The 21815-nt window shown below is 68.1% G+C and carries 18 protein-coding genes, 2 tRNA genes and 2 rRNA genes; 14 read left to right on the top strand and 8 right to left on the bottom strand.

The features are described 5' to 3' along the window. Nucleotides 1-60: 60 nt before the first annotated feature. From M1D56_RS12450 to M1D56_RS12440, 3 genes are all read left to right on the top strand, one after another. The gene (locus M1D56_RS12450; RefSeq protein ID WP_271173555.1) at nucleotides 61-762 is read left to right on the top strand and encodes a metal-dependent transcriptional regulator; all 702 of its coding nucleotides are present in this window, start codon (nucleotides 61-63) and stop codon (nucleotides 760-762) included. A gap of 198 nt (nucleotides 763-960) precedes the next feature. After that, nucleotides 961-1881: a M23 family metallopeptidase gene (locus tag M1D56_RS12445; RefSeq protein WP_271173554.1), complete on the top strand. Its 921-nt coding sequence runs from the start codon at nucleotides 961-963 to the stop codon at nucleotides 1879-1881. 366 nt (nucleotides 1882-2247) lie between these two features. Beyond that, the gene (locus M1D56_RS12440; protein WP_324014145.1) at nucleotides 2248-2745 is read left to right on the top strand and encodes an HNH endonuclease; all 498 of its coding nucleotides are present in this window, start codon (nucleotides 2248-2250) and stop codon (nucleotides 2743-2745) included. Between the two features lie 5 nt (nucleotides 2746-2750). On the opposite strand, the gene M1D56_RS12435 is transcribed toward M1D56_RS12440, so the two are convergent. From M1D56_RS12435 to M1D56_RS12420, 4 genes are all read right to left on the bottom strand, one after another. After that, nucleotides 2751-2823: transfer RNA gene (locus tag M1D56_RS12435), tRNA-Arg, on the bottom strand. Nucleotides 2824-2899: 76 nt separating this feature from the next. Continuing rightward, nucleotides 2900-3181 carry a Fe-S cluster assembly protein HesB gene (locus M1D56_RS12430; protein ID WP_271173552.1) on the bottom strand — a complete coding sequence of 94 codons (282 nt, stop codon included), beginning with the start codon at nucleotides 3179-3181 and terminating at the stop codon, nucleotides 2900-2902. 132 nt (nucleotides 3182-3313) lie between these two features. Continuing rightward, nucleotides 3314-3667 carry a histone-like nucleoid-structuring protein Lsr2 gene (locus tag M1D56_RS12425; protein WP_271173551.1) on the bottom strand — a complete coding sequence of 118 codons (354 nt, stop codon included), beginning with the start codon at nucleotides 3665-3667 and terminating at the stop codon, nucleotides 3314-3316. A 60-nt stretch (nucleotides 3668-3727) separates the two neighbouring features. Beyond that, the gene (locus M1D56_RS12420; protein WP_282979390.1) at nucleotides 3728-4594 is read right to left on the bottom strand and encodes a LuxR C-terminal-related transcriptional regulator; all 867 of its coding nucleotides are present in this window, start codon (nucleotides 4592-4594) and stop codon (nucleotides 3728-3730) included. Nucleotides 4595-4727: 133 nt separating this feature from the next. Here M1D56_RS12420 and M1D56_RS12415 point away from each other — a divergent pair, with 133 nt between their 5' ends. Next, nucleotides 4728-5078: a DUF485 domain-containing protein gene (locus tag M1D56_RS12415; RefSeq protein WP_271173549.1), complete on the top strand. Its 351-nt coding sequence runs from the start codon at nucleotides 4728-4730 to the stop codon at nucleotides 5076-5078. Beyond that, complete coding sequence (locus tag M1D56_RS12410) at nucleotides 5075-6682, top strand: solute symporter family protein (RefSeq protein ID WP_271173548.1); 1608 nt, start codon at nucleotides 5075-5077, stop codon at nucleotides 6680-6682. The genes M1D56_RS12415 and M1D56_RS12410 overlap by 4 nt, the downstream gene beginning before the upstream one ends. An 81-nt stretch (nucleotides 6683-6763) precedes the next feature. Here M1D56_RS12410 and M1D56_RS12405 read toward each other — a convergent pair whose 3' ends face one another. After that, nucleotides 6764-7276 carry a methylated-DNA--[protein]-cysteine S-methyltransferase gene (locus tag M1D56_RS12405; protein ID WP_456283726.1) on the bottom strand — a complete coding sequence of 171 codons (513 nt, stop codon included), beginning with the start codon at nucleotides 7274-7276 and terminating at the stop codon, nucleotides 6764-6766. A 168-nt stretch (nucleotides 7277-7444) separates the two neighbouring features. Between M1D56_RS12405 and M1D56_RS12400 the strand changes: the two genes are divergently transcribed. Both M1D56_RS12400 and M1D56_RS12395 read left to right on the top strand, forming a co-directional pair. Continuing rightward, nucleotides 7445-11134, top strand: a complete 3690-nt coding sequence (locus tag M1D56_RS12400; protein ID WP_456285241.1) for an AAA family ATPase — start codon at nucleotides 7445-7447, stop codon at nucleotides 11132-11134. Then, nucleotides 11134-11331, top strand: a complete 198-nt coding sequence (locus M1D56_RS12395; RefSeq protein WP_324014147.1) for a hypothetical protein — start codon at nucleotides 11134-11136, stop codon at nucleotides 11329-11331. Before M1D56_RS12400 ends, M1D56_RS12395 begins: the two co-directional genes overlap by 1 nt. Nucleotides 11332-11404: 73 nt before the next feature. On the opposite strand, the gene mscL is transcribed toward M1D56_RS12395, so the two are convergent. From mscL to M1D56_RS12380, 3 genes are read right to left on the bottom strand one after another with little or no spacing between them, the layout of a single operon-like run. Next, a complete protein-coding gene (gene mscL / locus M1D56_RS12390) occupies nucleotides 11405-11809 on the bottom strand; it encodes a large conductance mechanosensitive channel protein MscL (RefSeq protein ID WP_324014148.1) in 405 nt (134 codons plus the stop codon). Between the two features lie 55 nt (nucleotides 11810-11864). Next, nucleotides 11865-12137: an FmdB family zinc ribbon protein gene (locus tag M1D56_RS12385; protein WP_282979386.1), complete on the bottom strand. Its 273-nt coding sequence runs from the start codon at nucleotides 12135-12137 to the stop codon at nucleotides 11865-11867. A gap of 31 nt (nucleotides 12138-12168) precedes the next feature. Continuing rightward, complete coding sequence (locus M1D56_RS12380; protein ID WP_456283725.1) at nucleotides 12169-12756, bottom strand: 5-formyltetrahydrofolate cyclo-ligase; 588 nt, start codon at nucleotides 12754-12756, stop codon at nucleotides 12169-12171. Between the two features lie 77 nt (nucleotides 12757-12833). Between M1D56_RS12380 and galU the strand changes: the two genes are divergently transcribed. The 7 genes from galU to M1D56_RS12345 all read left to right on the top strand — a co-directional run bounded on the left by galU (nucleotide 12834) and on the right by M1D56_RS12345 (nucleotide 21793). Further along, nucleotides 12834-13721 carry a UTP--glucose-1-phosphate uridylyltransferase GalU gene (gene galU, locus M1D56_RS12375; RefSeq protein ID WP_456283724.1) on the top strand — a complete coding sequence of 296 codons (888 nt, stop codon included), beginning with the start codon at nucleotides 12834-12836 and terminating at the stop codon, nucleotides 13719-13721. A gap of 34 nt (nucleotides 13722-13755) precedes the next feature. After that, nucleotides 13756-14385, top strand: a complete 630-nt coding sequence (locus M1D56_RS12370; RefSeq protein WP_456283723.1) for a GNAT family N-acetyltransferase — start codon at nucleotides 13756-13758, stop codon at nucleotides 14383-14385. A 66-nt stretch (nucleotides 14386-14451) separates the two neighbouring features. Beyond that, nucleotides 14452-15456 (top strand): large exoprotein, encoded by a 1005-nt coding sequence (locus M1D56_RS12365; RefSeq protein WP_456283722.1) that lies wholly within the window; start codon nucleotides 14452-14454, stop codon nucleotides 15454-15456. An 89-nt stretch (nucleotides 15457-15545) separates the two neighbouring features. Continuing rightward, nucleotides 15546-16148 carry an SGNH/GDSL hydrolase family protein gene (locus M1D56_RS12360; RefSeq protein WP_456283721.1) on the top strand — a complete coding sequence of 201 codons (603 nt, stop codon included), beginning with the start codon at nucleotides 15546-15548 and terminating at the stop codon, nucleotides 16146-16148. 55 nt (nucleotides 16149-16203) lie between these two features. Next, nucleotides 16204-16276 (top strand) — tRNA-Ala (locus tag M1D56_RS12355). A 530-nt stretch (nucleotides 16277-16806) separates the two neighbouring features. Continuing rightward, nucleotides 16807-18330: ribosomal RNA gene (locus M1D56_RS12350) — 16S ribosomal RNA — on the top strand. A 358-nt stretch (nucleotides 18331-18688) separates the two neighbouring features. Continuing rightward, a 23S ribosomal RNA gene (locus M1D56_RS12345) occupies nucleotides 18689-21793 on the top strand. Together the 16S and 23S rRNA genes form the textbook arrangement of a ribosomal RNA operon. Nucleotides 21794-21815: the final 22 nt, after the last annotated feature.

Below are 21815 nucleotides of genomic sequence, written 5' to 3'. Positions count from 1 at the left end.
GGCCAGCGCCCGGGGTCCGTGCTCCCGGTTAGGATTGCCTTCGACGCAGACGGAGGATCGATGACCGACCTGATCGACACCACGGAGATGTACCTCCGCACCATCCTCGACCTCGAGGAGGAGGAGATCATCCCCCTGCGCGCGCGCATCTCCGAGCGCCTCGGCCACTCCGGCCCGACCGTCTCGCAGACCGTCGCCCGCATGGAGCGCGACGGCCTCGTCGTCGTCGCCGAGGACCGCCGTCTGCAGCTCACCGACGAGGGCAGGGCCAAGGCCGTCGAGGTGATGCGCAAGCACCGCCTCGCGGAGCGCCTGCTGTCGGACGTGATCGGCCTCGACTGGGCCTACGTCCACGACGAGGCGTGCCGGTGGGAGCACGTCATGAGCGAGCAGGTCGAGCGCCGCCTCGTCGAGCTGCTCGGCTACCCGACCGAGTCGCCCTACGGCAACCCGATCCCCGGGCTGGAGCAGCTCGGGGAGTTCTCCGTCGAGCGGGCCGATCAGGGGGTGGTCGGCCTCGTGCGCCGCCTCGACGAGAACGGCGGGCCCGTCTCCGGCACGGTCCGGCGGCTCGCCGAGTCGGCCCAGGTCGACCCCGAGCTCCTGCAGCAGCTGCGCGACGCCGGGGTCGTGCCGGGTGCGCACGGCGACTTCCGCTACAGCGAGGGGTACGTGCTGGTCCAGATCGCGGGCGCGCAGGACGCGCTCGAGCTGCCCGTGGAGATCGCGTCGCACATCTTCCTCGTCGACGATCGCGGCTGACGCTCGGCTGGGAGCCCGACGGGGAGCGTGACATTTCCGTTATCTTCCGTTACCGTTGAGCGATACCCGGCGGCTCCGAGCCCCGGGCGCTCCGTGAGAAATCGCCTCCCCGGCTCGTCGTTCTGACGGAGTGAGACTGTGCCCCGACCAGTTCTGACGAGTCGGCGCTCCCTGGCGCGAGGCGACGGAGGAGACAACTTGGCTGAGAATCCCACGTCCGCGGGCGCCCCCGACGCCGACGCGACGACCCCGACGAAGGCCGTGCAGCCCGTGACGCGAGGAATCGTCGTCATGCCGCGCAGCGACGTCCGGCGCATGGAGCGGGCCGCCCGCCGTGCCGGCGCCCCCCAGGTGAAGCCGGTCCGAGCCGCGGGCACGATCGCCGCCGTCCTCGCCCTGCTCGCCGGTGTCGCCATCCCCGCGTACGCGGCGACGCAGCCGGCGCCCGAGACCGTCTCGATGCAGGACGCCGCCGAGCGCGAGGCCCAGTCGATCGCGGTGGACGCCGCGGTCGAGACCGCCCCGCTGAGCGGCGCTGCGTACTCCGCGACGACCCCGGAGGAGATCGAGGAGGCCAAGGCGGCCGCCGCGGCGGCGGAGGCCGCCGAGCGCGCCCGTGAGCAGGCAGAGCTCCTCGCCCAGCAGCAGCGCGAGCAGCAGGCCCAGCAGCAGGAGCAGCAGGCGCAGACCGCGCCGCAGCAGCCGCAGCAGCAGCCGCAGACGTACGAGCCCCCGGTCGTGAGCGACGGCGGCATCTGCCCGCTGCCCGCCGGCACCTACTACGTGAGCCGCTCGGTCGGGTCGGGCCACGAGGGCACCGACATGGTCGCGCCCGCGATGACCCCGATCTACGCCGTGAAGTCCGGCACCGTCATCACCTCGCAGGAGGCGCTCGGCGGCTGGGGCGTCACCGTCGCGATCGACCACGGCGACGGCACCTCGAGCCTCTACGGCCACATGACCTACGGAACCCGCCAGGTCGAGGTCGGGCAGACCGTCGAGGCGGGCCAGCTGATCGGCTACGTCGGCTCGACCGGCCGCTCCACGGCGAACCACCTCCACATCGAGTACCGCATCAACGGCGCGATCGTCGACCCGATGAGCTACCTCCCGATCTGATCGGATCCCGCGAGAGAGCGCCCGGCACGTCATGTGCCGGGCGCTCTGCCGCATCCGGCCACGGAATCCCCGGCTGTTCACCCGCTCTTCGCCCTCGACACGCCCGGGGTGCGCTAGCCTGACCCTGTCGCCGAGAGAGGCGGAGGGAGCCGATGGAACGAATACCTCGCATCCGCACCACGGATGCGCTCGGGCGTTACGTCCTCCGGCATCGTGTGCACACGGGCCGCGGAGCAGCCGCGGTCTCTCCAGGGCGCTGTCCATGAGACAGCGCCCTTTTTCGTGCCCGCGCACGCCCGCCGCCGATCGGAGCGGTCGCAGTTCGAATGCCCGGAAGCCGTCCGGGTCGTATCGAAGGGATCGAGTATGCGAACACTGGTGCTGAATGCGGGATACGAGCCCCTCGCGGTCGTCTCGTTCAAGAGAGCCCTCGTCCTCGTCATGAACGAGAAGGCGACCGTCATCGAGCACGTCGAGGGGGAGCCCGTGTGGGGCACGAGATCGGTGTTCGACCGGCCCGCCGTCATCGTCCTCACCCGCTACGTGCGCGTGCCCACGGCGCGCCGGACGCCGGTGACGCGTCGCGGCGTGCTGCGCAGGGACGGCTTCCGCTGCGGGTACTGCGGAGCCTCGGCCTCGACGATCGACCACATCCTCCCGCGCTCGCGCGGGGGACGGGACACGTGGGAGAACCTCGTCGCGTGCTGCCTGCGGTGCAACAACATCAAGAGCGACCGGACTCCGCAGGAGATGGGCTGGGAGCTCCGCTTCGCGCCGGGGGCGCCGCGCAGCACGTCCTGGACGGTGCGCGGGGCCGAGCGCGCGGATCCGCGCTGGGAGCCGTACCTCGCACTCGCGGCGTGAGACGGTGCCCCCGACTGGACTCGAACCAGCGACGCACGGTTTAGGAAACCGACGCTCTATCCACTGAGCTACGGGGGCGTCCGCACCAGCTTATCGGCAGTGCGGACAGGACACGGCGCTGCCCGGGATCCCCGGGCGGCGCCGTGCGAGGCTCTCAGGCCTGGACGGCCAGCGCGAAGCGCACGCCGTCGGGCGTCACCTCGGCGTCGAGCACCTTGTCGTCGAGCTCGACGGCCGCCTCCTGGGGGAGGAAGACGCGAACCGGACCGCTCTCCACCACGGCGTCGGCGGCCTCAGGCGAGGGCGCGAGCGTGAGCGTGTACCCCTGCGGGGAAGAGCTCGAGCCGTCGATGCGAAGGCCCGCGGTGGCGGGATCCGGCGACTGGTCGACGATCGTTCGGACGGCGGTCTGGGCGTTCTCGGTGAGTGTGAGCATTCGGCTCTCCTTCCGTCGGGCCAGCCACGATTCCGAGAACGCCGCCGGGATGCAACCCCCGGACGCGACACGGCGCCGATTCACACGGGATGCACATGTGCATCCGGCGAATCGGCGCCGCGACGTGCGGGCTCAGTGAGCCGCTTCGTAGGCCTCGAGCACGGCAGCGGGGACGCGCCCGCGCTCGGAGACGGAATAGCCGTTCTCCTTCGCCCACGCGCGAACCGGTCCGTAATCGGTCTGGCCGGAGCGCCGACGGGTCACGCGCGATGCGCTCGAATTCGTCGAGCCGGATCCGCTTCCGACGCGGCGGCCGGCTGAGATGTAGCGCTCGAACTGCGCGCGGAATTCCGCCGCGTTGTCGGCGGAGAGGTCGATCTCGTAGCTCTTTCCGTCAAGGGCGAAGAGGACGGTCTCGCCTTCTCCGGGCTCGAGAACGGTGTCGTCGAGGTCGTCAACAAGCTGGTGGATGATCTTTCGGGCCATATCTCGAATGTAGCGTCAGAAGGCGCCAATTCGAGCACAATTCGCGTCTGCCCGGGGATATCAGGGCAGAATACCGGCGCGACGCGCTTTCGCGACCGCGGCCAAACGCGTCGAGGCGTCGAGTTTCGACATCGCGGCGCCGAGATAGGCCTTCACCGTTCCCTCGCGAAGACCCAGCTGAGCGGCGATCTCGGCATTCGTCGCGCCGAGAGCAGCGCACGCGAGCACGTCGACCTCGCGCGGCGAGAGGTGCACGGTCGGCTCGGCCGCCGGACGCGGTGCCGACACGGCCACGCCGGAGAGCGCGGCGAGCCGACGCTCGACCTCCTCGAGACGGGATCGGATGGCGCCGTCGTCGACGGCGGCCGCGATGCGCCGCAGCTCGGCGTAGGTCTCCCGCAGCTCCTCCTGGTGCGCGGGCGGGAGCACGGCCGACGACTCCGCCGCGGCCTCCCGTCGCCGCCGCGACGCGTCGAGCGCGGCGATCTGGCTCGCGAGCCGGTCGGCGACCTCGACGGCGGGAGCCGCGGCGACCCCGCCGACGTTCCACTGGCCCCAGGCGGCGCCGTAGAGCACGCCTCGTGCGCGCCCCTGGACGATGACGGGCACGGCGAGGAGGGTGCCGATGCCCTCGCCGAGGATGTACGGGTCGTAGTCGTGCGTGATCTGCTTCGCCGTGCGGTAGTCGCTCGCGAAGCGGGGGCGCAGCTCCATGATGGCGCGCCCGCCGAGGCCGCGCTCGGGGCGCACCGCGAGCCCGTCGAGCGCCGACGTCCGCGTGCCGTGGAAGGCCGACATCGCGACGCGGCCGTCCTCCAGGAGTCCGCCGAACGCGACCGGGAAGCGCGTGCGCCGAGCGAGCTCGTCGACGGCGCCCGCGACGAGCCGCTGCTCATCGGCTCCGCGAGACGGCAACACTGTCTGCACCGGGGATACCTACTTTCGGGGGTGACGACCGCTCTGTCGCTTTCCGTAGCGTCGAAGATATCACCGGCGAGGTGCCGGAACACCGGCTCTGCGAACACGCAGTGCGGCAGGGACCATGCGGCAAGGAGGCCTCATGACTGACTCTCCGGGCGGCGTCGCCCCGACGACGTCGATCGACTATGCGGCGGTGGAGGATTCACCGCGTTTCCGCGAGCTGAAGCGCACCCAGCGGAGCTTCATCTTCCCGCTGGCGGCATTCTTCCTCGTCTGGTATTTCCTCTACGTCGTCCTCGCGGGCTTCTTCCCCGAGTTCATGGGGCAGAGGGTGTGGGGAGATATCACCGTCGGCCTGCTCTTTGGATTGGGCCAATTCGTCACGACATTCGCGATCACGATGGGATACGTGGCCTTCGCGAATCGCCGACTCGACCCGATCTCCGCCGAGATCCGGTCTGAACTCGAGCGGAAGGCGGCCGGCGCATGAGCGCATGGATGGCAGCGGCACCGGCGCAGATGGAGAACAACCCGATCCTCAATATCAGCGTGTTCGGCGCCTTCGTCGCGGTCACGCTGTTCATCGTCATCAGGGCGAGTCGCAACAACAAGACCGCGGCGGACTTCTACGCCGGCGGGCGCTCGTTCAGCGGGCCGCAGAACGGCTTCGCGATCGCGGGGGACTACCTCTCCGCCGCGTCGTTCCTCGGCATCGTCGGCGCGATCGCGCTGAACGGGTACGACGGGTTCCTGTACTCGATCGGCTTCCTCGTGGCGTGGCTCGTCGCGCTGCTCCTCGTCGCCGAGCTCATGCGCAACACGGGCAAGTTCACGATGGCCGACGTGCTGTCGTTCCGCCTGCGGCAGCGTCCCGTGCGGATGGCCGCTGCGATCACGACCCTCGCGGTGTGCCTGTTCTACCTCCTCGCGCAGATGTCGGGAGCGGGCGGCCTCGTGTCGCTTCTGCTCGGGGTCGGCGACCGCGTCGGCCAGTCGGTGGTCATCGCGGTCGTGGGCGTCCTCATGGTCGTCTACGTGCTCATCGGCGGGATGAAGGGCACGACCTGGGTGCAGATCGTGAAGGCCTTCCTCCTCATCGGCGGCGCCATCGCGATGGCGATCTGGGTGCTCGCGCAGCACGGGTTCGACTTCAACGGCCTCCTCGGCGCCGCGGTCGCGAACGCGTCGGCAGGCGAGGCCATCCTCGCGCCCGGCCTCCAGTACGGTGCGAAGCCGCTCGACTTCCTGTCGCTCGGGATGGCGCTCGTGCTCGGCACGGCCGGCCTGCCGCACGTGCTCATGCGCTTCTACACGGTGCCGACCGCGAAGGAGGCGCGTCGCTCGGTCGTGTGGGCGATCTGGCTCATCGGGCTGTTCTACCTGCTCACGCTCGTGCTCGGCTACGGCGCGGGAGCGCTCGTCGGCGCGGAGACGATCGCGGCCGCGCCGGGCGGCGTGAACTCGGCCGCGCCGCTGCTCGCGCAGGCGCTTGGCGGCCCCGTGCTGATGGGGTTCATCTCCGCCGTCGCGTTCGCGACGATCCTCGCGGTCGTCGCGGGCCTCACGATCACCGCCGCGACCTCGTTCGCCCACGACATCTACGCGAACGTCATCAAGAACGGGCGCGTGGAGGGCGACGGCGAGGTGCGGGTCGCCCGCATCACGGTGCTCGTGATCGGCGCGCTGGCGATCGTCGGCGGCATCGGCGTGCAGGGGCAGAACGTGGCGTTCCTCGTGGCCCTCGCGTTCGCGGTCGCGGCGTCGGCGAACCTGCCGACGATCCTCTACTCGCTGTTCTGGCGCGGCTTCACGACGCGCGGCGCGGTGTGGAGCATGTACGGCGGCCTCGGCACGGCCCTGGTGCTCATCATCTTCTCGCCCGTGTTCTCGGGCACCGAGACGAGCGTGTTCCCCGCCGCCGACTTCGCGATCTGGCCCTTGAGCAACCCGGGGATCGTCTCGATCCCGGTCGGGTTCCTCCTCGGGTGGATCGGCTCGCTGACCTCGCGCTCGGCGGAGGACCCGCGTCTCGCGGCCGAGATGGAGGTGCGCTCGCTCACCGGGTTCGGCGCCGAGAAGGCGGTCGAGCATTGAGCGGCGTGCACTGAGGCGGAAGGAGCGCCGACCCGCGGCCTACTCGCGGGTCGGCGCTCCCGTGTGCGGCGGGCGGATGGCTCAGGCGCCGAGCGCGTCCTGCTCGAGCTCGATGAGGTGGCGCTTCAGCTCGATGTCGCCGCCGTAGCCGCCGATCGTCCCGTCGGCGCGGATGACCCGGTGCACCGGGACGATCAGCGAGTAGGGCGTCGTTCGGCAGGCCGTGCCGACCGCGCGGGCGGCGCGCGGGCGCCCCGCCATGGCGGCGACCTCGCCGTAGCTCGCCGTGGTGCCGTAGGGGATCTCGCGCACCGCCTCGAGGGCCTCTCGCGTGAAGCCCGTCGCGAGGCGCCAGTCCAGCGCGAGGTCGAAGCGCCGGCGCTCGCCCGCGAAGTAGCCCTCGAGCTGCGCGGCGAGCTCCTCGGCGGCGTCCGAGCCGTCGTCGGGAAGGAGGGCGCCGCGCAGCTCGCGGGAGACGGACTCGAGCGCCCACTCGGGCTCGGCGGCGAGACGCAGCGCGACGAGGCCCTCGTCGGAGAACGCCGAGACCGCGTCGCCGGCGGGCGTGGGGAGGATCGCGTACCGGTAGGTCATGCGTCCATCCTGAAGGGGCGGACGGCCGTGCGGCGCTCGCGCGGCGCGGCCGGGAGCCGACGCGCCGATGGAGAGGGCCTGTGCACACGGCGTCGCGGGGGGCGTGCGCCCGGGTAATCCGGCGAAACTCCGCGGCACGCGGGTGACTTTGAGGCGCGTCCGCCTACCCTGACTGGTGTGCTGCCCGCTGAAGACGACGCCGTGGAGACCACGAGGCTCGTGCCCGTGACGCCCGCGGACCTCCGCGTGGCCGACCCCGACGTGTCGGTCGCGCATGTCGCGTCCTCCGAACGGGAGCAGCTGCGGTCTCTCGCCGGGGCGCTCGGCGGACGGTCGCCGCTCCTGCGCTATCGGCCGGCGCCCGAGTCGGGCATCGAGATCACGAAGGCGCATCCCGGCAGCCTCCCGCAGTTCATCACGGGACGGTCGACGCTGCTGTCGAACCTCTTCCGCGACGAGGTCGCGCTGCGCACCGCCCGCCTGGCCGCGGAGCGGATCACGGCGAAGAACCTCGAGCTGCGCACCGTGCGCGGAATCGACGCCGTGCGCCTCGCGGTCGGCCTCGCGACGTGGCGCGTCGGCGACGAGGAGTTCGTCGCGCCGGTCCTCCTGCGCCCGCTCGCCATCCGCCGCCATCACTCCGACTTCGAGCTGAAGCTCCACGGCCGCTTCGCCGTGAACCCCGAGCTCGTCCGCATCGCGCAGGATCACTTCGGGATCGACATCGACGGCGACGCGCTCGCCGAGCTCGCCTACGACGAGGGTGTGTTCAAGCCCCAGCCCGTGATCGACCGCCTGCGCGGCCTCGTCGCGCACGTCGACACCTTCAGCGTCAAGCCGCGGCTCATCGTCTCGACGTTCGCGGAGGTCGGCGAGGTCATGGCGCGCGATATGCGCGAGCTCGACCATCCGGTCCTGAACGCGCTCGCCGGCCATCCCGACGACCTCGCTGCCCTGGGCGCCCAGCGCCCGGCACCCGCCGTGCCGCACCCCGATGAGCGCGCGCCGGCATCCGACATGCTCCTGCTCGATGCGGATGCCGAGCAGGAGCGCGTGCTGGCGCGCATCACGGCCGGACAGTCTCTCGCGGTGCACACCCTGCCCGGCACGGGCGGCACGCAGACGATCATCAACGCCGTGGGCGCGCTCGTGCGCGACGGCAAGCGGGTCCTCGTCGTGAGCGCGCGCCGCTCGACCCTCGAAGGCATCCGCCATCGTCTCGCGGGCATCGGGCTCGACGCCCTCGCGGTGTCGCCGACCGACCTGCGGCGCGACCTCATCCGCGCGATCGGCCGCAACGAGAAGGCGACGCAGCCCAAGGTCTCCGACATCGACGACGCCCTCGTGCGCCTCCGCTCGGTGCTGCGCGATTACCGCCACGCGCTCACGCGCGTGCACGACGGGCTCGGCATCTCGGTGCTCGAGGCGACGCGCACCCTCACGCGGCTCGCGGCCCTGCCGACCCCGCCGTCGACATCCGCCCGCCTCGGCATCCGGGCCCTCGAGCAGCTCGCGGGCGACCGCTCGAAGGCCGCATCGACCCTGGCGCTCGCCGCGCGCCTGGGCGAGTTCCGCGTGGGCCCCGACGACTCGCCGTGGTACGGCGTCTCCTTCTCGTCGACCGACGACGCCCGTGCAGCGCATCGGATGGCCGGCAAGCTGCACCGCACGAGCGTGCCGAACCTCCTCGAGCGCGGATACGAGCTCATCTCGCAGACGCGGATGCGCCCGTTCACGACGATCGACGAGCTGGGGGAGTACCTGCGGCTCCTGCACGGGATCCGCGACTCGCTCGACCGGTTCACGCCATCGGTGTTCGAGCGCCCGCTCGGCGACATGATCAAGGCCTTCGGACCGCGACGGGAGTCGGGCCTGCCCGGCGCGCAGCGCCGGCGCCTCAAGCGCCTCTCGAAGGAGTACCTGCGCCCCGGTGTGCACGTGACCGACATGCATGCCGCGCTGTCGCGGATCCAGCATCAGCGTCAGCAGTGGCAGCAGCTCGTCGACGTCGGGACGATCCCCGAGCTGCCGCTCGGACTCGCCGACGTGCAGGTCGAGTGGCAGCGCGTGGAGGCCGAGCTGAGCGAGCTCGACGCGGCCCTCGGGCGCGGGTCGCGGCTCGCATCGATGCCCGTGGAGCGTCTCGTGCGCACGCTCGCCGGGCTCGCCGCCGACTCCGACGTCTTCGACAACATCGTCGAGCGCGCCGAGCTGCGCGCCGAGCTGTCGCGCCTCGGCCTCGAGCCGCTCCTGACCGAGCTGTCGGTCCGCCATGTCGACGAGGAGCGCGTGGGCGAGGAGCTCGAGTTCGCGTGGTGGCAGTCGGCCCTCGAGCACCTTCTGCAGAGCGACCGCGCGCTGCTGGGCGCCAACACGTCGGTCGTCGACCGGCTCGAGCGCGACTTCCGTCTCGTCGACGAGGCGCACGCCGCGGCATCCGGCCCGCTGCTCGCCTGGCAGCTCGCGACGCAGTGGAAGATCGGCATCGTCGACGAGCCGGGCGAGGCGGAGGCGCTCAAGCGCTCCCTCACGCGCGGCGACGTGAGCGCCGAGGCGCTCGCCTCGATCGCGCCGACCCTGTCGCGCGTCATCGCGCCGGTCTGGATCGCGTCGCCCTACGACGTGCCCCTCATCCCCGACGCGCCGGGCTTCGACGTCGTGCTCATCGCCGACTCCGGGGCGATCGGCCTCGCGGAGGCGGCCCCGGCCATCCGCCGCGCACGGCAGGTCGTCGCCTTCGGCGATCCTGTGACGCAGCGGCCCCTGCCCTTCTCCGTCGCGGTGCTCGAGAGCCCTCCCGCGGGCGGCGAGCAGGCCAGTGCGTTCGAGCGCCTCGCCGACGTGCTTCCGGTCGAGACCCTGACCCGCAGCTACCGGGCGGGCGGCGAGGACCTCGCCGAGCTCGTGAACGACGCGTTCTACGGCGGCGAGATCGTGTCGCTCCCGTGGGCCGGGTCGTATCTCGGCCGCGGCAGCCTGTCGGTCGACTACGTCGAGGGCGGCTACGGCGCGCCCGACCCGGAGAGCGGCGCCGTCGAGAGCCCCGATGCCGAGGTCCAGCGCGTCGTGACGCTCGTCGTCGAGCACGCCGTGAACCGCCCGCACGAGTCGCTCATGGTGATCACCGCGAGCCGTCGGCACGCCGAGCGCATCCGCTCCGCCGTGACGACCGCGTTCGCGGGCCGCTCGGATGTCGCGGACTTCGTCGCGCGCGACACGACCGAGCCGCTCACGGTGCTCACGCTCGAGGAGTCGGTCGCCGAGAGCCGCGACCGCGTGATCTTCTCGCTCGGGTACGGTGTGACCAAGCACGGCCGCGTGCTGAGCGACTTCGGCGACCTCTCCACGCCGGACGGCGAGAGGCTCCTGACCGTCGGCATGACCCGCGCGCGGCGCTCGATGGTGATCGTGTCGTCGATCCGGCCCGCGGCCGACGACGGCCGCCTCGAGCACGGCGCGGCCATCCTCATGGGCATCCTCGCGAGCATCGACGGGCGGGGCCGCGAGGCGCGGCGCGAGGACGACGCGGATCCGCTCACGCGCGTGCTCGCGCGCGAGCTGCGCCGACTGGGCGTCGCCGTCGACGTGGACTACCACGGGATGCTCCCGCTCGTCGCGCAGCGCAGCGGCAAGGCCGTCGTCGTGGAGAGCGACCCCGGATCGCAGGACGCGTCGCTGCGCGAGTCGCTCCGGCTGCGCCCGCACGCCCTGCGGCGGCTCGGCTGGCACTACGTCCGCGTGCACGCCTTCGACCTGTACAGCGACCCTGCCGCGGTCGCCGAGCGCATCGCGGCCGTGCTGGGCGTCTCCGCCGACACGCCGCGCGTCGACCCGGACACCGAGCCGCTCGCCTTCTGATGCCGGACGAGCCTCGTCAGCGGGTCGAGCGCGTCGCCGGCGCGCGTCGAGCCCGCCTCACGCGCGTGGAGGGCACGCTCGCCGACGCGGATGCGGAGGCGACCCTGCGCGACGCGGACGCGGGCGGTCGCCCCGCTGCGGGGGAGAAGGGCGCCAACGACGAGCGGCTCCGGAGGGATCGTCCGCCGCACTGGTGACGCGGCCATCCGCCCCTCAGACGGAGAAGGGCGCCTCCCGAACGGGAGGCGCCCTTCGTCATGTGCGCGCGGGTCAGCGGGAGGTCTGCTTCGCGAGCAGGTCGCGGATCTCCGCGAGGAGCTCCTCCTGCGTGGGAGCGGGGACGTCCTCGGTGACGCCGAGCTTGGCCTTGCGGCGCTCGGCGAGCTTGTTCATCGGCAGCACGAGCGCGAAGTACACGACGGCGGCCACCGCGAGGAAGTTGATGATCGCCGAGATGATGCCGCCGATGCCGAGGTTCGCCGTGGCGAAGAGGCCCGGGATCGGGATGACCCAGCTGGCGAGGTCGCCCGAGGGCACGAAGGCGCCGATGAGCGGGTTGACGAGGTTGTCGACGACGGCCGTGACGATCGCGGCGAACGCGGCGCCGATGATGACCGCGACCGCGAGGTCGATGACGTTGCCGCGGGAGATGAACTCCTTGAAGCCCTGGATCATGGTGGTGGTTCCCCCATCTGCCGACGACGCCGGCGAGAAGTCGAACCGCGGGGCGTCAGGCGCCGGCCGCGGCGGGAGCGGAGGCTCCCGACCCCGATGATGGCGCAGACGAGGACGCGGATCCAGCACCCGCGCCGGAGGACGACGCAGTATTCCGCGAGTCCGTGCGGTAGAAGCCCGCGCCGTTGAACGTCACGCCGATCGAGCCGTACTGCTTGCGCAGCTCGCCCCCGCACTCGGGGCACTCGGTGAGCGACGGGTCGCTGAAGGCCTGGACGGCGTCGAACCGGTGGCCACAGGACTTGCAGGCGTAGGCGTATGTGGGCATGGGTCCTCGTTCGGATGATGGAGCGGAGTCGTCAGCCGCGGAACGCGACGGTGCGCGTCGGGGTCACGACGCCGTCGACGGGCTGATCATGGAGATCGCGGGGAACGCGATCGACCAACTCGGAATCATAGATCACCGCGTATACGGGCGGCCTGTGCGCCATCGAGCCGAGCGTCTTGTCGTAGAAGCCCCGGCCCCAGCCCATCCGCAGCCCTTCGCCGTCCACGGCCGACGCGGGCACGACGAGGAGGTCGACGTCGTTGACCGCGATCGGGCCGAGCACCTCGCCGACGGCCTCGGGAACGCCGTACGCGCTCTCGATCTCGTCGCCGTCCGCGCTCGCGGCCGTCCAGTCCAGGAGGCCGTCCGCACGCGTGATCGGCAGCAGCACGCGGAGGCCGCGCTCGAGGGCGGAGCGGATGAACGGGCGCGTGTCCGGCTCGGTCGGGCCCGACAGATAGCAGGACAGGGAGCGCGCGCCCAGACGCGCGACGAGCGCGTCGAGCTCGCGGTGGATGCCCTCTCCCGCCGCGTCGCGCTGCGCGGGCGAGAGCAGCTGGCGGCGCTCGCGGATCTCCGCGCGCAGGGCGCGCTTGGCCTGATCGAGCTCTCCGGGCATGTCCCGATCCTAGGAGACGCGGTCCGTGTCGCAGGGGGATCACAGGCGGATAACGGGGCATCGCCTAGGCTGTCAGCATGGATTCACCGAAGATCAAGGCGGTCATCCCCGCCGCCGGGCTGGGCACGCGCTTCCTTCCGGCGACGAAGGCCACGCCCAAGGAGATGCTGCCGGTCGTCGACAAGCCGGCGATCCAGTACGTCGTCGAAGAGGCTGTCGCCGCCGGCATCCGCGATGTGCTGATGATCATCGGGCGCAACAAGAACGCGCTCGCGAACCACTTCGACTCCGTGCCCGAGCTCGAGCGCAACCTCGAGAAGAAGGGCGACACCGGCCGTCTCGAGCGCGTCCAGGCGTCCAGCGACCTCGCCGACATCCACTTCGTCCGCCAGGGCGACCCCAAGGGCCTCGGCCACGCGGTGCTGCGCGCCCAGGCTCACGTGGGCGACTCGCCGTTCGCCGTCCTCCTCGGCGACGACCTCATCGACGAGCGCGACGAGCTGCTCACGACGATGATCGACGAGCAGGCCAAGCGCGGCGCGCAGGTCATCGCCCTCATGGAGGTCGACCCCGACCAGATCCACATGTACGGCTGCGCCGACGTCGAGCCGACCGACACCGAGGGCGTCGTCCGCGTGAAGGGCCTCGTCGAGAAGCCCGCCAAGGAGGACGCGCCGTCGAACCTCGCGATCATCGGCCGCTACGTGCTGACCCCCGCGATCTTCGATGTGCTCGAGCGCACGGAGCCCGGCAAGGGCGGCGAGATCCAGCTGACCGACGCGCTGCAGGAGGTCGCGGCCGACGAATCGGGCCCCGGGGTCTACGGCGTCATCTTCCGCGGGCGCCGCTACGACACGGGCGACCGCCTCGACTACATCAAGGCCATCGTCCAGCTCGCCGCGGACCGCGCCGACCTCGGCCCGGAGCTGCGACCCTGGTTCAAGGAGTTCGCGACCACTCTCTGAGCCCGGTCGCCCGAGACATCTGCCGAGGAGTCGGATGGATACCCAGGCGTGGCGTGAGCACGGCGCGGTGTCCATCCGACTCGTGCGTCCGCGGGACGCGCGCACCCTCCAGCAGGAGCTGCTCGCGAACCGATCGTGGCTGCGCCCGTGGGAGGCCACGAATCCCGACGGCGCCATCTCCTTCGACATGCGCGCCGGCATCCGGCGCCTGCTCCAGCAGTACCGCGACGGCGTCGGCGTGCCCTTCGTCATGGAGTACGAGGGCGTCATCTGCGGTCAGCTCAACGTGTGGGGGATCGCCCGCGGCTCCCTCTCGTCGGCGACGATCGGCTACTGGGTGAGCGAGCGCTTCGCGGGCCGCGGCATCACCCCGACGGCCGTCGCGCTCGCGACCGACCTCTGCTTCACCGATCTCCGTCTGCACCGCATGGAGATCTGCATCCGGCCCGAGAACGTGCCGAGCCTGCGCGTGGTCCAGAAGCTCGGATTCCGGTACGAGGGTCTGCGCCGTCGGTACATCCACATCGACGGCGACTGGCGCGACCACTACGCCTTCGCGCTCGTCCGCGAGGAGGTGCCGGAAGGCGTCCTCGCCCGGTGGGTCAGCGGTCGCGCGCCCACCGACGCCGCGGCCATCCCGCCGAGCGACACACTCGCCTCCTGACCGCTCCGCGCGCGACACGCGGGCGCGAGCGCGGGCGGCGCACCGTCGTCGCCTACCTTTGTCTTCATGGGCGGGCAGATGCTGGGCGGCGGCGTGATCATCGCGGTCGCCGTGCTGCTCTGGATCGTCTACCTCCTCCCGACCTGGCAGGCGCGCATGCGCTACAACGCCGCCGAGCGCAACGCGGTCCGGCTCAACCAGGCTCTGCGCGTGCTCGCGGAGACGAGCGAGACGCCCGACGAGATCCGCGTCGAGCTGAGCGCGCGCGAGGCACGCGCGCAGGAGAAGCTCGTGCGCCAGCTGCGCGCCGAGGACGAGCGGCTGCGCGCCGAGCGCGACCGCCTCGAGCTCGAGCGCAAGCGGATGGAGGTGGAGGCGCGCCTCGAGCGCGAGCGCGACGAGGCCGCGGCCGGTCGCGAACGCCGGCGCCGTGAGCTGGAGCTCGAGGCGGAGCGCCGCCGACGGGAGCTCGACGCCGCGCGCCGCGCTCCCGAGGTGCTCCGCGCGCGCCAGGCGCGCGCCCGTCGCGCCGTGCGGATGGCCGCGACCGTCGTCCTGCTCGCTGGCCTCGCGGCCATCGCCGTCGGCGTCGCGGCCCTCGCGCAGGGCGGAGCCGGGTGGTGGCTGGCGGGCGGTGCCGTCGCGACGCTCGTGTCGCTGCAGACGCTGAATCGGATGGCCGCGGTCGCGCGTCGCGCGAAGCGCCCGGCGGCCCCGGCGGCTGCGCCGATCGCCGAGGCGGCCCCGGCGGTCCGCCGGGTCGCGCCCGCGCTCATGGACCCCGAGGACCGCGGCTGGACGCCGCGCTCGCTCCCGGCGCCGCTCACGAGCGTCTCCGGCTCGCGTGCCGCGCTCGCGCTCGACGGCGCGCGCGCACACGAGGCGCTCCGCGCGGCCGCGCGCGAGGAGGCGCTGCGCACGCAGATCGCGGCCCAGGCTCCCGCGCCGGTGCCGATCACGGCGGCCCGTCAGCAGCAGCCGGCGTCGCCGTATGCGCGCATGGGGTTCGTCGACGACGCCGAGATCGAGGCGCACGTGCGCGAGCTGCTCGCCCGCCGCGCGGCCGGATGACCGCAGATGTCCGATCCGGTGCGGCGACGCCCCGATCGTGAGACGCTCTCGGCGGATCGGAGCCCGTCCGTCCCGCTCGAAGGAGAACGATGACCCGCCCCGCTCGACTCGTGTTCGTCGGAGACTCGATCACCGATGCCGGTCGCGATCGCTCGCACGCCGCCTCGCTCGGACACGGTTACGTGCACCTCATCGCCGAGACGCTCGGCGATGAGGTGCACGTCGTGAACGTCGGGGTCGGGGGAGACCGCGCCGTCGACCTCGAGCGCCGCTGGAACGAGGACGTGGAGGCAGCCGAGCCGGACGTGCTCACCGTCTACATCGGCGTCAACGACACCTGGCGGCGCTTCGATCGCGACGACCCCACCAGCGCCGAGGATTTCGAGGCGACCGTGCGCCGGCTGCTCGCGAGTGACGCCGCGCGCCGCGCACGGCTCATCCTCGTGGAGCCGTTCGTCCTGCCCGTGCGCGACGATCAGGAGGGGTGGCTCGACGACCTCGCGGCGAAGCGAGAGGTCATCGCGCGTCTCGCGGACGAGCACGGCGCGTCCTTCGTGCCGCTGCACCGTCTGCTCACCGAGGCCGCCCGCACCGTGGGTGCTGCCGCGCTCGCGCCTGACGGCGTCCACCCCTCTGCCGAGGGCGCGCGAAGGATCGCGGACGCATGGCTCGACGCCTGGCGACGCGCCTGACGCGCCTCGGTTTCGGCAAGCGGCTCGGGGTCTGGTAATGTATCTCGGGTTGCAAGGGCCCATGGCGCAGTTGGTAGCGCGTCTCGTTCGCAATGAGAAGGTCGGGGGTTCGAATCCCCCTGGGTCCACACTGAGTTGAGACAGTCGACAAGCCCCCGTCCATCGGACGGGGGCTTCGTCGTATCCGGCGTCCGGCGCGTCGGCGCCGAGCAGGAGTCGTCGGGGCGCGGCAGTGCTGGCCGTGCTTCCGGGTTGCGACACGCCCGGGTGGTGGGTGGGTTTGCTGGGGGTGGGGGTTCGGCGTAATGTATTCCCTTGTCGCCGCCAAGCGGTGAGGTTGAGCCGGAAGGTTCCCCGCCCCAGGTCTGCGACGTACAACACAATCCCTGGTTTTGGTGAGGCTGTGGTCTTGCTGGTGCTGGGGGTGGATGGTTGCCCCGGAGGGCCGCGGCGGGAGTCGTGGGGCTGGGTGCGTCTGATCCTTGAGAACTCAACAGCGTGCACTTGTCAAATGCCAAATTTTCCTCGTCCAGCTTCGGCTGGTTGAGAATTCCTTTGGATCAAATTTTATGGTTGTCAGTTTTTGGCATCCTTTTTGGTCATGATTGAACTCGCAGGTGCCTGTCCGTTTTCCCGGGTGGGTGTCTGCTTCTGTTTTTTTACGGAGAGTTTGATCCTGGCTCAGGATGAACGCTGGCGGCGTGCTTAACACATGCAAGTCGAACGATGAAGCCCAGCTTGCTGGGTGGATTAGTGGCGAACGGGTGAGTAACACGTGAGCAACCTGCCCCTGACTCTGGGATAACAGCCGGAAACGGTTGCTAATACCGGATATGCATCATGGCCGCATGGTCTGTGGTGGGAAAGATTTTTCGGTTGGGGATGGGCTCGCGGCCTATCAGCTTGTTGGTGAGGTAGTGGCTCACCAAGGCGTCGACGGGTAGCCGGCCTGAGAGGGTGACCGGCCACACTGGGACTGAGACACGGCCCAGACTCCTACGGGAGGCAGCAGTGGGGAATATTGCACAATGGGCGGAAGCCTGATGCAGCAACGCCGCGTGAGGGATGACGGCCTTCGGGTTGTAAACCTCTTTTAGCAGGGAAGAAGCGTAAGTGACGGTACCTGCAGAAAAAGCGCCGGCTAACTACGTGCCAGCAGCCGCGGTAATACGTAGGGCGCAAGCGTTATCCGGAATTATTGGGCGTAAAGAGCTCGTAGGCGGTTTGTCGCGTCTGCTGTGAAAACCCGAGGCTCAACCTCGGGCCTGCAGTGGGTACGGGCAGACTAGAGTGCGGTAGGGGAGATTGGAATTCCTGGTGTAGCGGTGGAATGCGCAGATATCAGGAGGAACACCGATGGCGAAGGCAGATCTCTGGGCCGTTACTGACGCTGAGGAGCGAAAGGGTGGGGAGCAAACAGGCTTAGATACCCTGGTAGTCCACCCCGTAAACGTTGGGAACTAGTTGTGGGGGCCTTTCCACGGTCTCCGTGACGCAGCTAACGCATTAAGTTCCCCGCCTGGGGAGTACGGCCGCAAGGCTAAAACTCAAAGGAATTGACGGGGACCCGCACAAGCGGCGGAGCATGCGGATTAATTCGATGCAACGCGAAGAACCTTACCAAGGCTTGACATACACCGGAAACGTCTGGAAACAGTCGCCCCTTTTTGGTCGGTGTACAGGTGGTGCATGGTTGTCGTCAGCTCGTGTCGTGAGATGTTGGGTTAAGTCCCGCAACGAGCGCAACCCTCGTTCTATGTTGCCAGCACGTTATGGTGGGAACTCATGGGATACTGCCGGGGTCAACTCGGAGGAAGGTGGGGATGACGTCAAATCATCATGCCCCTTATGTCTTGGGCTTCACGCATGCTACAATGGCCGGTACAAAGGGCTGCAATACCGTGAGGTGGAGCGAATCCCAAAAAGCCGGTCCCAGTTCGGATTGAGGTCTGCAACTCGACCTCATGAAGTCGGAGTCGCTAGTAATCGCAGATCAGCAACGCTGCGGTGAATACGTTCCCGGGTCTTGTACACACCGCCCGTCAAGTCATGAAAGTCGGTAACACCTGAAGCCGGTGGCCTAACCCCTTGTGGGAGGGAGCTGTCGAAGGTGGGATCGGTAATTAGGACTAAGTCGTAACAAGGTAGCCGTACCGGAAGGTGCGGCTGGATCACCTCCTTTCTAAGGAGCATCTCGAACCCTTCGGGGTTCGCAGAGGCCCGTTTCGAGGCGAATGTCCTCGACGGGTTGCTCATGGGTGGAACATTTGACAAGGCGTCAGCGCAGCTGAGTCCTTCTAGTACGTCTGGCCTTCGGGTCGGGTGGGAACGGGGGGTTCGGTGAGCGGGGCGCCTGCACGCTGTTGGGTCCTGAGGGACCAGGCGCTTTCGGGTGTCTGTTTCCTTGTGGGCCTCGTCTGAGCCGGCCGTCTGGTCGGGGAGGGTGGGGTGCCGCCCGTACTTTGAGAACTACACAGTGGACGCGAGCATCTTAAAGAAGCGAACGCAGGATCCTTTCGGGGGTTCTGTGGCTCATGTGATTTCAAGTCTTTAAGAGCAAACGGTGGATGCCTTGGCATCTGGAGCCGAAGAAGGACGTAGCAATCTGCGATAAGCCTTGGGGAGCCGATAAGCGGGCTGTGATCCGAGGATTTCCGAATGGGGAAACCCCGCCAGGCGGCGTGCTGACCTGGTGACTCCCGTCTGAATATATAGGGCGGGTAGAGGGAACGTGGGGAAGTGAAACATCTCAGTACCCACAGGAAGAGAAAACAACAGTGATTCCGTGAGTAGTGGCGAGCGAAAGCGGATGAGGCTAAACCGGATCGTGTGTGATAGCCGGCAGGTGTTGCACGTTCGGGGTTGTGGGACCATTCTGAGACCGCTGCCGCAGGTCTCGGTGGTACAGGTGCGTATAGACGAACGGTTTTGAATGGCCGGCCAGAGCGGGTGGTAGCCCCGTAGTCGACATGCGTTGCCTGCCGCGAGTGGTATCCCAAGTAGCACGGGGCCCGTGAAATCCCGTGTGAATCTGCCAGGACCACCTGGTAAGCCTAAATACTCCCAGATGACCGATAGCGGACAAGTACCGTGAGGGAAAGGTGAAAAGTACCCCGGGAGGGGAGTGAAATAGTACCTGAAACCGTTTGCTTACAAACCGTCGGAGCCTCCTTGTTGGGGTGACGGCGTGCCTTTTGAAGAATGAGCCTGCGAGTTAGTGATACGTGGCGAGGTTAACCCGTGTGGGGCAGCCGTAGCGAAAGCGAGTCTGAATAGGGCGAGTTTAGTCGCGTGTCCTAGACCCGAAGCGAAGTGATCTATCCATGGCCAGGCTGAAGCGACGGTAAGACGTCGTGGAGGGCCGAACCCACTTAGGTTGAAAACTGAGGGGATGAGCTGTGGATAGGGGTGAAAGGCCAATCAAACTTCGTGATAGCTGGTTCTCTCCGAAATGCATTTAGGTGCAGCGTTGCGTGTTTCTTGCCGGAGGTAGAGCTACTGGATGGCCGATGGGCCCTACAAGGTTACTGACGTCAGCCAAACTCCGAATGCCGGTAAGTGAGAGCGCAGCAGTGAGACGGTGGGGGATAAGCTTCATCGTCGAGAGGGAAACAACCCAGACCACCATCTAAGGTCCCTAAGCGCGTGCTAAGTGGGAAAGGATGTGGAGTTGCTCAGACAACCAGGAGGTTGGCTTAGAAGCAGCCACCCTTGAAAGAGTGCGTAATAGCTCACTGGTCAAGTGATTCCGCGCCGACAATGTAACGGGGCTCAAGCACGCCACCGAAGTTGTGGCATTGACATTTTTGGTAGGCCTTCGTGGTCCAGCCGTGTTGATGGGTAGGAGAGCGTCGTGTGGGCGGTGAAGCGGCGGAGTGATCCAGCCGTGGAGGCCACACGAGTGAGAATGCAGGCATGAGTAGCGAAAGACGTGTGAGAAACACGTCCTCCGGAAGACCAAGGGTTCCAGGGTCAAGCTAATCTTCCCTGGGTAAGTCGGGACCTAAGGCGAGGCCGACAGGCGTAGTCGATGGACAACGGGTTGATATTCCCGTACCGGCGAAGAACCGCCCCAATCAATCCAGTGGTGCTAAGCGCCCAAAGCCAGACATCGCCGCCTTCGGGTGGCACCGTCTGGTGGAGCGCGCGACCCCATGCTGGTGCGGTTAGCGTATTAACAGGTGTGACGCAGGAAGGTAGCCCAAGCCAGGCGATGGTTGTCCTGGTCCAAGCATGTAGGCCGAGCCATAGGCAAATCCGTGGCTCATGTGGCTGAGATGTGATGGGGATGAAAAGTGGGTGATCCTATGCTGCCGAGAAAAGCATCGACGCGAGGTTCTAGCCGCCCGTACCCCAAACCGACTCAGGTGGTCAGGTAGAGAATACCGAGGAGATCGAGATAATCGTGGTTAAGGAACTCGGCAAAATGCCCCCGTAACTTCGGGAGAAGGGGGGCCCAGCGCGTATTAGAACTTGCTTCGAAAGCGTGTGTGGGCCGCAGAGACCAGTGGGTAGCGACTGTTTATTAAAAACACAGGTCCGTGCGAAGTCGCAAGACGATGTATACGGACTGACGCCTGCCCGGTGCCGGAAGGTTAAGAGGACCGGTCAGCCGCAAGGCGAAGCTGAGAATTTAAGCCCCGGTAAACGGCGGTGGTAACTATAACCATCCTAAGGTAGCGAAATTCCTTGTCGGGTAAGTTCCGACCTGCACGAATGGCGTAACGACTTCCCAACTGTCTCAACCACGAACTCGGCGAAATTGCATTACGAGTAAAGATGCTCGTTACGCGCAGCAGGACGGAAAGACCCCGTGACCTTTACTACAGCTTGGTATTGGTGTTCGGTGTGGCTTGTGTAGGATAGGTGGGAGACTGTGAAGCAGTGACGCCAGTCATTGTGGAGTCGTTGTTGAAATACCACTCTGGTCACTCTGGATATCTAACTTCGGACCGTGATCCGGTTCAGGGACAGTGCCTGGTGGGTAGTTTAACTGGGGCGGTTGCCTCCCAAAGAGTAACGGAGGCGCCCAAAGGTTCCCTCAACCTGGTTGGCAATCAGGTGGCGAGTGTAAGTGCACAAGGGAGCTTGACTGTGAGACTGACAGGTCGAGCAGGGACGAAAGTCGGGACTAGTGATCCGGCAGTGGCTTGTGGAAGCGCTGTCGCTCAACGGATAAAAGGTACCTCGGGGATAACAGGCTGATCTTGCCCAAGAGTCCATATCGACGGCATGGTTTGGCACCTCGATGTCGGCTCGTCGCATCCTGGGGCTGGAGTAGGTCCCAAGGGTTGGGCTGTTCGCCCATTAAAGCGGTACGCGAGCTGGGTTTAGAACGTCGTGAGACAGTTCGGTCCCTATCCGCTGCGCGCGTAGGAAGTTTGAGAGGATCTGACCCTAGTACGAGAGGACCGGGTTGGACGAACCTCTGGTGTGCCAGTTGTCCTGCCAAGGGCACCGCTGGTTGGCTACGTTCGGGATGGATAACCGCTGAAAGCATCTAAGCGGGAAGCCGGCCTCAAGATGAGACTTCCATCACCTTCGGGTGGAGAGGCTCCCAGCAGACTACTGGGTTGATAGGCCAGACGTGGAAGCCCAGCAATGGGTGCAGCTGACTGGTACTAATAAGCCGATGACTTGATAACACACCGTCTTCTGCGGTGCTCG

The sequence above is a fragment of the Microbacterium sp. JZ101 genome (assembly GCF_053903175.1).
This window is presented reverse-complemented; position numbering and strand designations above follow the sequence as displayed.

Bases quoted from the DNA above. Each gene is read 5' to 3' on its own strand.
- mscL (WP_324014148.1), bottom strand. From the start codon at position 11,809: ATGATCCAGGGCTTCAAGGAGTTCATCTCCCGCGGCAACGTCATCGAC.
- M1D56_RS12450 (WP_271173555.1), top strand. From the start codon at position 61: ATGACCGACCTGATCGACACCACGGAGATGTACCTCCGCACCATCCTC.
- galU (WP_456283724.1), top strand. From the start codon at position 12,834: ATGGATTCACCGAAGATCAAGGCGGTCATCCCCGCCGCCGGGCTGGGC.
- M1D56_RS12395 (WP_324014147.1), top strand. From the start codon at position 11,134: ATGCCGGACGAGCCTCGTCAGCGGGTCGAGCGCGTCGCCGGCGCGCGT.
- M1D56_RS12385 (WP_282979386.1), bottom strand. From the start codon at position 12,137: ATGCCCACATACGCCTACGCCTGCAAGTCCTGTGGCCACCGGTTCGAC.
- M1D56_RS12410 (WP_271173548.1), top strand. From the start codon at position 5,075: ATGAGCGCATGGATGGCAGCGGCACCGGCGCAGATGGAGAACAACCCG.
- M1D56_RS12430 (WP_271173552.1), bottom strand. From the start codon at position 3,181: ATGCTCACACTCACCGAGAACGCCCAGACCGCCGTCCGAACGATCGTC.
- M1D56_RS12370 (WP_456283723.1), top strand. From the start codon at position 13,756: ATGGATACCCAGGCGTGGCGTGAGCACGGCGCGGTGTCCATCCGACTC.
- M1D56_RS12440 (WP_324014145.1), top strand. From the start codon at position 2,248: ATGCGAACACTGGTGCTGAATGCGGGATACGAGCCCCTCGCGGTCGTC.
- M1D56_RS12405 (WP_456283726.1), bottom strand. From the start codon at position 7,276: ATGACCTACCGGTACGCGATCCTCCCCACGCCCGCCGGCGACGCGGTC.
- M1D56_RS12415 (WP_271173549.1), top strand. From the start codon at position 4,728: ATGACTGACTCTCCGGGCGGCGTCGCCCCGACGACGTCGATCGACTAT.
- M1D56_RS12425 (WP_271173551.1), bottom strand. From the start codon at position 3,667: ATGGCCCGAAAGATCATCCACCAGCTTGTTGACGACCTCGACGACACC.
- M1D56_RS12360 (WP_456283721.1), top strand. From the start codon at position 15,546: ATGACCCGCCCCGCTCGACTCGTGTTCGTCGGAGACTCGATCACCGAT.
- M1D56_RS12365 (WP_456283722.1), top strand. From the start codon at position 14,452: ATGGGCGGGCAGATGCTGGGCGGCGGCGTGATCATCGCGGTCGCCGTG.
- M1D56_RS12380 (WP_456283725.1), bottom strand. From the start codon at position 12,756: ATGCCCGGAGAGCTCGATCAGGCCAAGCGCGCCCTGCGCGCGGAGATC.